This window comes from Gramella sp. MT6 (assembly GCF_019357415.1).
Taxonomy (GTDB): Bacteria; Bacteroidota; Bacteroidia; order Flavobacteriales; family Flavobacteriaceae; genus Christiangramia.
In genome coordinates this window covers 2036473-2049754 of the sequence record NZ_CP048410.1, presented here as the reverse complement: position 1 = coordinate 2049754, position 13282 = coordinate 2036473, and the positions used below count along the sequence as shown (strand labels likewise).

11 protein-coding genes are annotated in these 13282 nt (G+C 38.1%); 3 read left to right on the top strand and 8 right to left on the bottom strand.

The genetic code is table 11. From position 1 onward, the window contains the following. Positions 1 to 453: 453 nt before the first annotated feature. Genes G3I01_RS09170 through G3I01_RS09160 form a run of 3 tightly spaced genes read right to left on the bottom strand, consistent with a single transcriptional unit; the run spans position 454 to position 3684 of the window. Complete coding sequence (locus G3I01_RS09170; RefSeq protein ID WP_219547169.1) at positions 454 to 1404, bottom strand: MoxR family ATPase; 951 nt, start codon at positions 1402 to 1404, stop codon at positions 454 to 456. 8 nt (positions 1405 to 1412) lie between these two features. After that, positions 1413 to 2861, bottom strand: coding sequence for a peptidylprolyl isomerase (locus G3I01_RS09165; RefSeq protein WP_219547167.1), 1449 nt, complete (start codon positions 2859 to 2861; stop codon positions 1413 to 1415). Continuing rightward, positions 2824 to 3684 (bottom strand): peptidyl-prolyl cis-trans isomerase, encoded by an 861-nt coding sequence (locus G3I01_RS09160; RefSeq protein ID WP_257710559.1) that lies wholly within the window; start codon positions 3682 to 3684, stop codon positions 2824 to 2826. The genes G3I01_RS09165 and G3I01_RS09160 overlap by 38 nt, the downstream gene beginning before the upstream one ends. 196 nt (positions 3685 to 3880) lie before the next feature. Between G3I01_RS09160 and G3I01_RS09155 the strand changes: the two genes are divergently transcribed. Continuing rightward, on the top strand, positions 3881 to 4333 hold the full coding sequence (locus G3I01_RS09155) for an SRPBCC family protein (protein WP_219547163.1): 453 nt from the start codon (positions 3881 to 3883) through the stop codon (positions 4331 to 4333). Between the two features lie 69 nt (positions 4334 to 4402). Further along, on the top strand, positions 4403 to 4936 hold the full coding sequence (locus G3I01_RS09150) for an OmpH family outer membrane protein (protein WP_219547161.1): 534 nt from the start codon (positions 4403 to 4405) through the stop codon (positions 4934 to 4936). Positions 4937 to 5006: 70 nt separating this feature from the next. Here G3I01_RS09150 and guaB read toward each other — a convergent pair whose 3' ends face one another. Then, a complete protein-coding gene (gene guaB, locus G3I01_RS09145) occupies positions 5007 to 6479 on the bottom strand; it encodes an IMP dehydrogenase (protein WP_219547159.1) in 1473 nt (490 codons plus the stop codon). A gap of 229 nt (positions 6480 to 6708) precedes the next feature. On the opposite strand from guaB, the gene G3I01_RS09140 reads away from it, so the two are divergent. Then, entirely contained in the window at positions 6709 to 6951 is a 243-nt protein-coding gene (locus G3I01_RS09140) for a hypothetical protein (RefSeq protein ID WP_219547157.1), read from the top strand. A 1-nt stretch (position 6952) separates the two neighbouring features. Here the strand turns inward: G3I01_RS09140 and G3I01_RS09135 are convergent, their stop codons facing one another. From G3I01_RS09135 to G3I01_RS09120, 4 genes are read right to left on the bottom strand one after another with little or no spacing between them, the layout of a single operon-like run. Beyond that, positions 6953 to 9418: a TonB-dependent receptor gene (locus G3I01_RS09135; protein ID WP_219552798.1), complete on the bottom strand. Its 2466-nt coding sequence runs from the start codon at positions 9416 to 9418 to the stop codon at positions 6953 to 6955. Beyond that, positions 9399 to 10763, bottom strand: a complete 1365-nt coding sequence (locus tag G3I01_RS09130; protein ID WP_219547155.1) for an HTTM domain-containing protein — start codon at positions 10761 to 10763, stop codon at positions 9399 to 9401. Before G3I01_RS09130 ends, G3I01_RS09135 begins: the two co-directional genes overlap by 20 nt. Positions 10764 to 10773: 10 nt before the next feature. Next, positions 10774 to 11877 carry an imelysin family protein gene (locus G3I01_RS09125; RefSeq protein ID WP_219547153.1) on the bottom strand — a complete coding sequence of 368 codons (1104 nt, stop codon included), beginning with the start codon at positions 11875 to 11877 and terminating at the stop codon, positions 10774 to 10776. Positions 11878 to 11931: 54 nt separating this feature from the next. Then, positions 11932 to 13140, bottom strand: a complete 1209-nt coding sequence (locus tag G3I01_RS09120) for a DUF4856 domain-containing protein (protein WP_219547152.1) — start codon at positions 13138 to 13140, stop codon at positions 11932 to 11934. Positions 13141 to 13282 lie beyond the last annotated feature (142 nt).

The following is a 13282-nucleotide window of genomic DNA, read 5'->3' as shown; positions in this document are numbered from 1 at the left end:
TTAAAGGGATTTTGAAAATTAGAAGTGATACTCAGAATTTAGTATAAATAATTTCCGAAATTATAATTTTAACCACTAAAAATTCAGTAAAACTTAATATAAAGGTATAAAATTGAGAATTTGTCAAAAATTATTTAAATCTCTCCTTAGTTTTAAATTTATTATTCTCTAAATGCACCAGATTTTTTCTTCTGAAAAGATATACTATCGGAGTAAAAAAGGGAAGTAAAAACATAGATAAGATCCAGAAATTCTTATGCCTGAAGCTAACTCTTATCATATCAAAAAGGACGAATAGCCAGAAAAGGAATAGCACTATATTACAGGTCCATATTATGATCTCAGAGATCGTTTCATCCAGATCAAAAATATGGGTGAAAAATGAAGATCCCCATAAAAGATAAAATGCTATGCTAACTAGAAGCCTGCTCTTTACAAGAATTTACATAGATCCTAAAAGAGTTTCTTAATGATCTCTTCCTCGGTGATCCCCTCGGCCTCTGCTTTATAATTTTTAATAATTCGGTGTCGAAGAATACCAAAAGCTACCGCCTGCACATCTTCAATATCCGGAGAGAATTTACCATTCACCGCTGCGTGAGTTTTTGCAGCCATGATCAGGTTCTGGGAAGCTCTAGGTCCTGCACCCCAATCAACATAATTCTTAATAAGGTCTGGTGCTCCGTTAAGCGGCCTGGTTTTACCAACCAGTCTTACAGCATATTCTACCACATTATCTGGCACCGGAATTCTACGAATTACATGTTGAATATCTGAAATTTCCTGTGCATTAAAAAGTGGGTTTACCGTTTTAGGTTCATCGGTAGTAGTTGTTTTTACAACATCTACTTCTTCCTCAAAACTCGGGTAATCAAGTTTGATTGCAAACATGAACCTGTCCAACTGAGCTTCAGGTAAAGGGTAAGTCCCTTCCTGTTCTATTGGGTTCTGTGTTGCCAGTACAAAATAAGGTAAATCCAGTTTATAATGATGACCCGCGACAGTCACTGCCCTCTCTTGCATTGCTTCTAAAAGAGCTGCCTGAGTCTTTGGTGGAGTTCTGTTGATCTCGTCTGCCAGAAGGATATTAGTGAAAATAGGGCCTTTAATAAATTTAAATTTCCTGTTCTCATCAAGAATTTCAGAACCAAGAATATCACTTGGCATAAGATCTGGCGTAAATTGAATTCTTTTAAAATTCAAGCCTAAGGCCTGCGCAATGGTATTAACCATTAAGGTTTTAGCCAGACCGGGAACGCCGATAAGTAGAGAATGACCACCGGAGAAAATTGAGAGTAGGATTTGATCTACAACCTCATCCTGACCTACGATAACTTTCGCGATCTCCCTTTTAAGATCGCGATGTTTATCTACCAATTTTTCTACCAGTGCTACATCACTCATATTATGCTTTAATTTTTAACCCAGTCACTGGTATAATCGCAATCGCGAAATTTACCATTAACTTTGATATAGGTATCATTTATCTTTTCCTTCTGCCATTTCTCAATGGCTTCCAACTGCTTGTCTCGAATGGCAAGCTCCTTAATTTTCTGATAGTCTGTAGCATAATCTGCTTCATGCTCAGCTATCTTCTTCGTAACCTTGATTATCTTAAATTGAGGTCTTCCTGTCCTGTCCTTTTGGGTTAGCACAAGAGAAATCTCACCTTCATCAAGATCTTCTACCTGTTTGAATAATTCAGGATCAATTTTAGTGAGCTCAAATCTTGTATCACCAGTTCTGGGGTTAATAAGCTTACCTCCTTCATTCTTGGTTTCCTCTTCATCTGAAGCCTCTCTAGCCGCAGCTTCAAATTCAATATCTCCGGCTACGATCTTACTTCTTAAAGTATCGATCTCTTCTTTAGCCTCCTCTACAGAAGAATTAGTAACATCGGGAATTAAAAGTATATGTCTCAATTCTACCGTTTGACCTCTAATTTTATCGACCTGAATAATATGATAACCAAATTCAGTTTCGAAAGGTTCACTAATCTCACCTTCCTGAAGACTAAAAGCGACATCCTTGAATTCCTTTACAAATGGATCTTTTCTAGTTAGCGTAACTCGACCTCCATCTGAAGCCGTTCCCGGATCCTGAGAATAAAGTACGGCTTTAGTAGAAAAACTAGCTCCGTTCTCTTCAATATCTGCTTTAAATTCATTTAACCTGTCAATGATCTTTTGCTTTTCAGATTCCGGAATTTCTGGTTCTATTACGATTTGCGCAAGTTCCACTTCTGTTCCAAACATAGGCTTCTCCTCCATCTTGTTGTAGTATTGTCTTACTTCTTCTGGAGTTATTTCAATTTCCTCAATGATCTTTTGCTGCATCCTTTGAGTCAGCTGGCTTTGTTTGGTAAGATCAAAGATCTCCTCTCTTAGTTCAGCCTCGCTTTCCTTGTTATAAAATTCCAGGATCTTCTCCATAGATCCAGCCTGTTGAACCAGTCCCTGAAGTCTTTGATCTACGATTCCATTGATCTGAGCATCTGGAATAATAATACTATCCTGGATCGCATGATGAGCATATAGCTTATTCTCCATAAGGGAACCTGCAAGATTACAGTCGGTCACTTCAGAAGTAGACATTCCCTGGCTCTGCATATCCTTATACATTAGATCGATATCACTTTCAAGAATGATATATTCCCCTATTACCGCAGCAATACCATCAACCTTTTTACGCTGACTGCCTTGCTGGGTCACGTCAGCCTTTATAACCTCTGCATCTGGCTGGATGGAAGTACTATCTGTTACGATCACTTCCTGGGCGTAACCAAAAGTAGAAAGCATAACACCGAAGCCTGCTAGAACAGGTTTAATTGAAAATTTCAAATTCATTATTCTTAATTGCATCTTTTGTAATATCTTTTTCTAATTCCTTAATTAACGATTGCTTTCGCTTGTTCAGCAAAATCTCTCGTATGGTTGCCGAGGCATATTCAATAGGCGCCTGCTCATTTCGGCTTAGAACGTCATTTACGTACACAAGATACACATTTAGTGAATCCTGTAATTCCATAAAATTAGATTTCTTAAGCAAGCTTGATCTATCATCCACAGAAAGTGGACCAATTTTATCATAGACAGTTTTTGACTTTACCCAAACAGAATCATTCATCGAATAATTCTTGAACTGTATGGCCATATTTAGAAGATCCTGTTGATCTTCTTCGTTGAACCTGGTGAATTTCTTTTTTATCTCATCGAGATTGTTACTATTCTTGGCGAGATTAATATACCTGAGCTTTATAAGGTCTTCATTAAGAATAAAATTCTGCTTATTCTCCTCATAATATTTTTCTATATCCTCGCGATTTAAAGCAGTATCCAGGGCTCTTGACACCACCGCATCTGTATAGGCATTGGTATAAAGCTCATTCCTGTAATTATTCACAAGTTCATCGAATTCATTTTGCTGGGATTGCGGCAAATTTAATTCTGCCCTGTCTATTAGCAATTGCTGGGTCGCCCAACGGGTAATATAATTAGATACGATCAAGGCACTATCCTCAGGCGATGTATTCTCATTTATCAAAGACTGTATATCGTCTTCAAACAAATAGGATTCATTTACTCGTACCACCACCTTACGATCATCGGTTTGCTGAAAATACTCGCAGCTGACCAGGATCAGGGAAGAAAGAACTAAAATAAATCTGCTAAAATTTTTCCTCAAAATCAATTTTTTTAGCACCTCTCAATTTAAATGCCAGAAGACAAATCAGGCAAGCCTAATATTTCTATCTGCGCAAAAATAAGAATTAGTTAAGGTTCTGCAAGCTAAAGCCATAACGAAAACAACAGATTTAAATTATAAATTTCTGGAATAATAAATTCTACATTATCTTTAAAAGACAATAAATCAGCCAATTATGAAATACCAACAGCAGATCACTATAAATAAGCCCAGAAAAGAAGTGGTTGCCAAGTATTCTGACCCCGATAATTTAAAACACTGGCAACGTGGTTTTATTTTTATGAAGCCCATAAACGGAAATCTTGGAGATGAAGGATCCCAGAACCTTTTGAAATATAATATGGGAAACCGTGAAATAGAAATGACCGAAACCATTATAAAGAATAACCTTCCTGATGAATATAGCGCTACCTATGAAGCCAAAGGAGTTTATAATTACCAGGTCAATAGATTTTCTCCCACTCTGGAAGCTGAAACATTATGGATCACCGATAATGAATTCAAATTTAGTGGATTCATGAAATTATTTGGATGGTTCATGCCTGGCGCCTTCAAAAAACAATCCCGAAAATACATGGAAGATTTTAAAGCTTTCGTGGAAGATGGAAAAAGCGTCAATGACAACTAACCGTTTTTTGAAATAAATTTCTAGACATATTCTAATCAGCCAGTTATATTTGCGAAAAAATAACACAAAATGAAACGAATAAGTTTAGGAATTCTATTGATGTTTATCGCATTCTCATCAAATGCGCAATCTAAGTTCGGTACCATAGATGTTGAATATATACTTTCTCAAATGCCCGAAGCTATTGAAGTAAACAAGGGTCTTGAAACCTATAACCAGGAACTTCAGTCTGAACTAAAGACCAGTATTCAGGAATACGAAACAATGGTTCAGGAATACCAGGAAACTGTTGCTAGCCTTACCGATACGGTAAAAAAAGAAAAGGAAGACAAGATCATTCAATTAGAAAATGACATTAAAGGTTTCCGTCAAAAAGCATCAGTAATGATGCAGATGAAAAGAAACGAATTAAATGGGCCTTTATACGACAGGATAGATGTTGCAATGAAAAAAGTGATCAAGGAAGAAGGTTATACCCAGATATTTCATGCGGGTGCAAACGGACTTGCTTTTTCAAGATCTGAAGATGATATTACTGAGAAAGTGATGAAAGAACTTGGTGTGGAACCAAAACCTGCACAGGAAGGCGCTTCCAGCAACTAGAAATAATTTAGAACTAAATAAAAAAGCCCTGAAATTTATCAGGGCTTTTTTTATTTATTTATGATCTTTTTTATCTGCTGTAATTTGGAGATTCTTTGGTAATGGTTACATCATGCGGATGACTTTCATGCACCCCAGCAGCGGTAATTCTCACGAACCTTCCATTCTCTTTAAGGGTTTCCACATCTTTTGCTCCGCAATAACCCATACCGGCTTTAAGACCACCAACAAACTGGTGAATACTTTCTTCAAGATCTCCTTTGTAAGGAACTCTTCCCACAATACCTTCTGGAACTAATTTTTTGATATCATCTTCAACATCCTGGAAGTAACGATCCTTGGAACCTTTTTCCATAGCTTCCACTGAACCCATTCCACGGTAAGATTTAAATTTACGGCCTTCATAAATGATGGTTTCTCCAGGAGATTCTTTTGTCCCTGCAAGTAATGAACCTAGCATCACACAGTCTGCTCCTGCAGCGATCGCCTTAGGAATATCACCGGTATATCGAATACCTCCATCAGCAATTACCGGAACTCCAGATCCTTTAATTGCCGCGGCTACCTCGAGGACAGCCGAGAATTGAGGAAAACCAACGCCAGCTACCACACGTGTTGTACAAATAGAACCTGGCCCTATTCCTACTTTTACCGCATCGGCTCCAGCTTCTACAAGATATTTTGCAGCTTCACCAGTCGCAATATTTCCAACAACTACTTCAAGATCTGGAAATTTTCTCTTTACTTCTTTCAGAACCAGTACCACTCCTTTAGTATGACCGTGCGCGGTATCAATTATAATCGCATCTACTCCTGCATTAACCAAGGCTTCTGCCCTATCTACAGCATCACCGGTTACTCCAACCGCGGCAGCTACTCTCAATCTCCCGAAAGTATCTTTATTTGCCATTGGTTTTTGGGTAAGTTTAGTGATATCGCGAAAAGTAATAAGTCCAACCAATTTCTGATCCTTATTGATAACCGGCAATTTCTCGATCTTATTTTCCTGAAGTATATCTTCTGCTTCATCCAGGGAAGTACCTTCTGAAACCGTTACCAGGTTTTTCGAGGTCATTACTTCAGAAATAGGACGATTTAGATTTTTTTCAAATCTAAGATCCCTGTTAGTTACAATACCCAGAAGTTTCCCTTCATCGTCTACGATTGGAATTCCTCCAATACTATGTTCCTTCATGGATTCTTTAGCATCACGAACCTTAGCCGTAATAGAAAGAGTTACGGGATCTATGATCATTCCGCTTTCAGCACGCTTCACTTTACGAACTTTTAAAGCCTGCTGCTCTATAGTCATATTCTTGTGAAGTACCCCAATACCGCCTTCCCTGGCCATAGCGATAGCCATGCGGGATTCGGTCACTGTATCCATCGCTGCGGAAACGATAGGCACGTTGATCGGGATATTACGTGTGAATTTGGATTGAATACTTACTTCTCTTGGGAGAACATCTGAATATGCAGGTACTAAAAGTACATCATCGTAGGTAAGTCCGTCGCCAAGTATTTTTGATTCGTGTGCGGTCATTGCAATTAAGGATTTAATTGCATGCAAATATAGGGTTAATAAGTGAGAAAATGAGACTCTTATGTGTTAAGAGAAGATAAACTTCCAGGTGGGCGTTTAAAAAGTATCTTAGGCCCTATTATCCTTGAAACCTGCAGGAAATAAAAACATAAGGAACTGAATACAAGTTATTTATATTGCTTCTTAAATAGTCTGGTCGTAAATTTAATAGTTATTTAAATATTAGACCATGAGCATACGATTAGGAAACAGCTGCATGAATTGCGAAAGGTTCAAGAACAATTTCTGCACAAAGCATGAAACCAATGTAGGCTACCAGCATACCTGCGATAGTTTCAAAATGAAAGCGGCCATCAAGAACGAACCTAATTGTCTTAACTGCAGTCGGTATCATTCACCAACCTGTGCAAATCCCAACAAGGCAGCTCCTGGAATGCTCTGTAACCACTGGGCTCCCCAGGCTTCAGCTTAGATTAAAGTCTTATCTGCAAGGTTGTATACCAGGTTATAGGTTGTGCCGGAATAATCCCGGGACCAGGATATCCTGTGGCCCTTCTGGTAAAATAGGAATTATTCAAAAGGTTATTGATCCCAGCTTCCAACTTGAATTTACCTAAACTGTAGGATGCTGAAAGATCTACGATACCATACGAAGGGACTTCACCCTCTATACCGCGGTTATTTTCTTCCTTATCTTGCGGAGCATTTGTAGCATCTGTATATTGACTTGATAGATAGGTATACTGAAGCCCGGCCAGGAAATTTCTATATCCAAAATTAAGCCCGGTCTTTAAATTTACTTCCGGAATAAATTCCACTTCATTCCCTTCTACATTGACCTGGTCTGACTGTATATATTCAGATTTGGTAAAGGCTGCATTCACAAAGGCATTCAACTGGTAATCCTCTGCCGCTTCAAAAAAGCTATTTCTTAAGTTCCACTCAGCGAAAGTTTCAAGACCATAAATAAAAGCATCTCCAATGTTACCTCTGAATCTTACCAATCTTCCGGTTTCTTCCAGCTCTCCCTGTGCATTTACTCGTTCTTCTGGTCTTAAGACTTCGCCGATCCTGTCATTATATTTCAAAGCAAAGACACTGGCATCGTAAGAAAGAATATTCTTTAGTCGGCCACGAACCCCCAGATCTGAAGTAAACCCTTCTTCATCACTGATATCTGGATCTACCTGGAAACTTGGGTTCACCACCCTGATATCATTAAAGGTTACCGACCTATAATTCTGAGAGAAATTGGCATAAAGCTCATTGGATGCATTCAAATTATAACTACTTCCCACTCCTAAAAGAATAAAACTTCTTTCGAACTTTCGGTCGTCCTGTATAGTTTCATTCAGCAAGGTATTTTCCGCATTATCTTTAATAATATTCTTATAAAAACCATCAGCTTCGGTATTGATATATTCAAACCTGAAACCTGGAGTTATCGAAAAGTTATTGGTGATGTTGAAAATGTTTTCACCGAAAAATGCAAGGTTTCTGTTAGGAAATTCAAATTCAGACTGTCTTTCATAATCTGGAAATTCAGCACTGGCAAATTCAAAATCAGGACCTGAAGCAGCACTTCCCGGTCCCTGTTGTTGCTGATTTGATGCCTGGTAATATTTGCTTCCCAGCAATAATACCGACTCCTCACCAAAAAGATCATATCTGGTCAATACCCTGGCCTCTGCTCCCCAGTTAGAAAAATCATCTACTAAAAGTTCTCTTGGTTCCTCAGGATCATCGGCCTGTGCAACTCTATTCTGCCTGAAACCCAGAGCTTTTCTGGTTGCATTCAAGCCAAATAAATTAAGACTGAAATCTGTTCTATCAGAAAACTGGTGTTTTAGCTTTACCGCAAAAAGATTCCAGTTAACATCGAACCAGTTTCTTGCACGATTACTATAATCTGGATCCTCATAAAACTGGAAATCTGTTAGGCCTCCCGGTTGCTGAGCCAGATAATCCAGAAAAGTATATTCAAAACTAATATTGGTCCTGTCATTAAATTTCCATCCTAAATGAGCAAAGGCATTCTTCGAATCATATTCTGAATTTGGCCTGAAACCCTCGCCTCCTTTATAGTTATAATAGGTGTAGTAACTGAATTTCCCTACAGTTCCACTTAGACTGTTGAAACTGGTAAAAAGATCATATGAACCAATGGTCTGCCTGGAAACAAGTTCAATTTTTTTATTCGGCACAGGCTCCTTAAATCTGAAATTGATTAGACCTCCAAACTGAGTACCGTATTGCAAAGAAGCCGCCCCACGCACTACCTGTATTTCCCTTAAAGCTTCTGGTGGTGGAGTATAGTAACTTTCAGGATAACCCAGAACATCTGCTGATATATCGTAACCATTCTGACGGGTATTGAAGTTCTGTGTTCGGTTTGGGTCAAGACCGCGTCCACCGATATTCAACTGCAAACCGGCATCACCATTATCATAGATATTTAGTCCAACTACCTGGCTATATATCTGCCTCGCATTGTTAGCTGCGAGGTTTCCAGATACTTTATCCATAAGAACTACCTCACTCTTCTTACCTGCATAAATAGCGGTCCCTTCTACTTTTCGTAATTTTCTAAGCGCAAAGATCTGTTCCCTTCTATTCGTGATCATCACTTCATTTAAACTTTCGGAAAGTGGAGAAAGCTGAAAATTAACTTCGGTATTTTGCTCTATAGTAACCTCACGCTCTTCGATCTGATATTCATAGCTAAAAACCGCAAAAACGTAAGTGCCTTGTTTTAAAGAAGAAACTTCATATTCCCCATTTTCATTAGCCAGGGTTAATTTCCCGGTGGTTTTATTCCATACTTCGGCATTTGGAACAGCCTCAACGGTTGCAGAAGATGTTATTTTACCTGTTAATGAATACTGTGCATTCGCGATCACGGTAAAAAAGAAGAGTATACTAAAGACCTTTAATTTCATCATTAAATGGTAAAATGAATGTTTTATGTTTAAAAGAGTCTGCGAAATTAAGCAAATTAACATCGGGACTTATATAGGGTACGCTTTTTCTCCCATTGAGACCTACATAACTTTCTACGTAAACCTCGATATTCTCATGCCCGTCCTTTCTAAAATGCTCTGCCAGGAAATGTGCGTATTCAAGTATAAAATCTGGTTGAAAAGACATTTGTTTTTCCTGAAATGGCGTTAGAAAATCTGAATTATTCACATAGAATCTCTTTCCGGTTTCGCCATCCACTACTTTAAATTCAGCATATCCCGCTTTCTCCATTAACATCACGCGCCAGGAAAACCTGAAGCCTTCTTCTGTCCAGAATAATTCGCCGGGATATAATAAATACCTCCATGGAAAAAGAATCTGAATAATGAAAAATACAGAGACTACAGTAGTCAATATTTTTCGCTCGATCGGTTTGTAGATCAAAGACAGCTCATTATCAAATTTCCCTTTTCTAATACTAAACCAGCTTGAGATCTTTTGAAGTATCTTATGGTGAACTTTAGGACTGAAGAAAATCAAAGCACTCACAATCATGATATAGGGAAACATCCCGATTGGGAATAAAACCCGGGTCATCACGTGAAAAATGATCACCATAATAAAAGCAAAAAACCGGGATCGCTTCCATAATAAAAGGAATGGAATAAACAGGTCATAAAACATTCCGCTCCAGCTAAAAGCGTATGCAACCCATTCCTGCTGCATAAGTTCTCCAAGAAAAGGAATATCATATTTTGAAGGCAGCCAGATCTTTAATGGCATCGCCCTGAATAACCAGTCTGAATTGATCTTAGCCAACCCTGCATAGAAATAGACAATTCCCAATAATAATTTGATGGAATCTATGCACCAGCGAGGGATTTTTTGAAATGACCGCTTTACATTCTGCCATGCATCTATAGAATAATAAACATTGGCAGGAAGAAAAATCATTAAAAAGCTAAGAATACTTATAAAGTAATAATGATTTAGATAAGTAGTCTTATCTATGAGTTCTATATAAGTAAAACTCAGGAAAAAAGTAATGATCGCTATCCGGTATTTATAACCGATCGCTACAAGAAATGCCGAGATCCCACAGATCACAAAAAGTAAATAGGTGAAATCGCCAAGCGGTTTCACCCATTCAAATCCGTAATAACTAAAATGAAATTTCGGAGTTATATATAATTTTTCGATCCATCCATTCAGCCAGAACCTGATAATACTGGCCAACATCATTATTCCAAAACCTATGCGAAAAACAGCCAGCGGAGCCGCTTCGGTATATGAGTTGAAATATTTAGTGATGGATGATCTCATCTACCACCAACTAATCTCCGTCTGAATCTACGTAGTTTATACTAATTGAAAGCGCCTGTACCATATCTAATTTTAGAAGAACCACCTGTTTTTGGAGTTCATCGTAAGCAGCAAGCATAACTGTATTATCGGTTTCAACCTGGCTTTTTAGACTCGCATTCAATTTTGTTGCCTGAGATTTAATGACGTCAAATTGACTATTAATATCACTGGCAAGATCTTCTCTTTCAAGGAATTCAAGATATTGTTTAAAGCTCTTTCCGGTTTGACCTCCACTAAAAGATTTACCATTAAAGAAATCTATGGTGCTTTGAAGCGCTTTCAAATAAAGATCTTTTGACAAGTTTTCTGAATAATATGCTTCGACATTGATAGGAGAAGGAGTTCCTGTGAATACACCTGAAGGATAACCTATTTTCCCCGAGCGTAAGAAAGCCTCGAAATACATGATGTATTTATTAGTCAACTTATCTACTGAACCTGTGCTTGAAGAACTGGTGTTACTTACAAAGGTATCTCTGTAATCTCCCTGCCATGATGAGTTCACCTCAGCAGTGAGTGAATTAATTCTTTTAGAAACATCTAAAAGATAGTTTCTATAGTTTTCAGATGAATATTTAGCAACGATCTCTGCATTGGTATCTCCAATTCCGTTCAGAAGATAATCCAGAGCCGGGAATCCCTGCTCTTTAAAACTTGACGGCAATTCCAGATTATATGACCCGCTTGCGATCTTATTTTCCACTTCAGAAGCTGCCAGAGGATAAGTATTCAGAAAACGACGGAAATTTACCTCTTCAGCTTTACCAAGGTCAAACATTGCAACCGTTTGGAAATCTATGTAAGAGCTCTCAAACTGATTTCTTAAAGCAACCAGATTTTCTTCAGTTGGATCTGCTGTAAAAGCTACCGTAAGATCTTCCAATTGCTGAGTAGAACTTTTAAAATTACTGAAAGCTGGTACGATAATATTATCTGCCCAGTTTTCAAGCATTGCTCCACGATCAAAAGAATTGGTTTCTCCTCCTCCGTCTGTACCTGGCCCGTCATCTTCAGTAGAACAAGCGGTGAAGACGAGGGATGCGATCAATAAAATTTTTGAAATCCTTATCATAGATATAAATATTAAGAGCCGGAGCAGATAAATATCTTACTCCGGCTAATTGTTTTATTCTGCTGCTTCTGCAACACTAAAGTCAAATGCCGCGGCAATTTCTTCAGAAATACTATCCAGTGTTTCAGGAGTTACATCCCAAAATCCGTTTCCTTCTAACAATTGCTCTGTAAACATGTCTACTTTTTCTTTAGACAGGTATGGCATGTTAGTGCCCGGCTTATTTGTAAATCTTAAACTGTAAATGAACCCGAAACCTTCAGATAGATCATGAAAAGCTCCACCAAAATCGTTGGCTGCAAGAGCATTTTTTCCTGCTTGCATATAATAAATTGCTCTTATCCCAATTATTTCAGATATATTCTCTCTAATGATCGCTACCTGTTCATCACGGGTTTGGTAATCACCAGCTACAATGGCCGCACGACCTGTTTTGAAGGCTTCAAAAGTTTCTTCGGCAATACCTGCAAAATCCTCATCTCCCTCAACTCTTCCCATATACTTGAAAAGCAGGTTATCTTCATTATCACCTAAAGCAGAATTTGGATCTTCTGAAGGAATGGAAGGATCTCCATACAAGTATCCGTATGCTTCGTCCCATTTATGCTCCATTGTGGTGTAAACTTTACCTTCTTCAACTATCTTCTGATCATTATTCGTGCGATTATCGCCTTCATCAAGAACAGCGCTAGACAAATAGTTATTTAACATTTGGTCTACCACAAGTCCACCAATTAGACTTTTGGCGAAAGCCTGATTCATTTCAAGACCTTTGGAATCCACATAACGAACCGCATCACCATCGGCGATCTGACCGGCTTGCCCAGCCTCGGCCAATTTATCCTTACTAGAAGCAACTTCGTTCATTTGAACAGTGATCCAGTTATCAAAATCTGCCTTTATTTCAGCGCTCTCCACATTATTTGTAGAGAAGTAAAGCTTAGAAGCTGCTACTTTAGATTTTACACTTTTTGAAGATTCGTTAAGACTTGCATTTGAGAATGGATCATTCTCGTTCGTGAACATATTTAATAATAATTCTTCTGAGGCATTATCAAAATCGGTGAAATTTGATAATAACTCTGAAGTCATTTGCAGTCTGGCTGTTTGACCATCGTAGCTCACGGTAGAACTATTATCTCTTTCGAATGTATAATTTGCGGGAATTTCAATTTCGTTTCCTCCGGGGGTAGGAGTATCATCTGAAGTACATGAAACTAAGGTTAGACCTCCTATCATCGCTGAAAATAACAGCTTTCTCATATTAGCTTATTTAGACTAGTTTAAAATAATTTCCGGCAGCAAATATAAAAACCCGCTTTTGTTGCAGCAAGTTTATTTAGATTAATTTTAAATAACTTTTTCCAATAGTAATATCAAAAGCCATAATTGTTTTTAATAGCGA

Bases quoted from the DNA above. Each gene is read 5' to 3' on its own strand.
- G3I01_RS09135 (WP_219552798.1), bottom strand. From the start codon at position 9,418: ATGAAATTAAAGGTCTTTAGTATACTCTTCTTTTTTACCGTGATCGCG.
- guaB (WP_219547159.1), bottom strand. From the start codon at position 6,479: ATGACCGCACACGAATCAAAAATACTTGGCGACGGACTTACCTACGAT.
- G3I01_RS09170 (WP_219547169.1), bottom strand. From the start codon at position 1,404: ATGAGTGATGTAGCACTGGTAGAAAAATTGGTAGATAAACATCGCGAT.
- G3I01_RS09140 (WP_219547157.1), top strand. From the start codon at position 6,709: ATGAGCATACGATTAGGAAACAGCTGCATGAATTGCGAAAGGTTCAAG.
- G3I01_RS09120 (WP_219547152.1), bottom strand. From the start codon at position 13,140: ATGAGAAAGCTGTTATTTTCAGCGATGATAGGAGGTCTAACCTTAGTT.
- G3I01_RS09155 (WP_219547163.1), top strand. From the start codon at position 3,881: ATGAAATACCAACAGCAGATCACTATAAATAAGCCCAGAAAAGAAGTG.
- G3I01_RS09150 (WP_219547161.1), top strand. From the start codon at position 4,403: ATGAAACGAATAAGTTTAGGAATTCTATTGATGTTTATCGCATTCTCA.
- G3I01_RS09125 (WP_219547153.1), bottom strand. From the start codon at position 11,877: ATGATAAGGATTTCAAAAATTTTATTGATCGCATCCCTCGTCTTCACC.
- G3I01_RS09130 (WP_219547155.1), bottom strand. From the start codon at position 10,763: ATGAGATCATCCATCACTAAATATTTCAACTCATATACCGAAGCGGCT.
- G3I01_RS09165 (WP_219547167.1), bottom strand. From the start codon at position 2,861: ATGCAATTAAGAATAATGAATTTGAAATTTTCAATTAAACCTGTTCTA.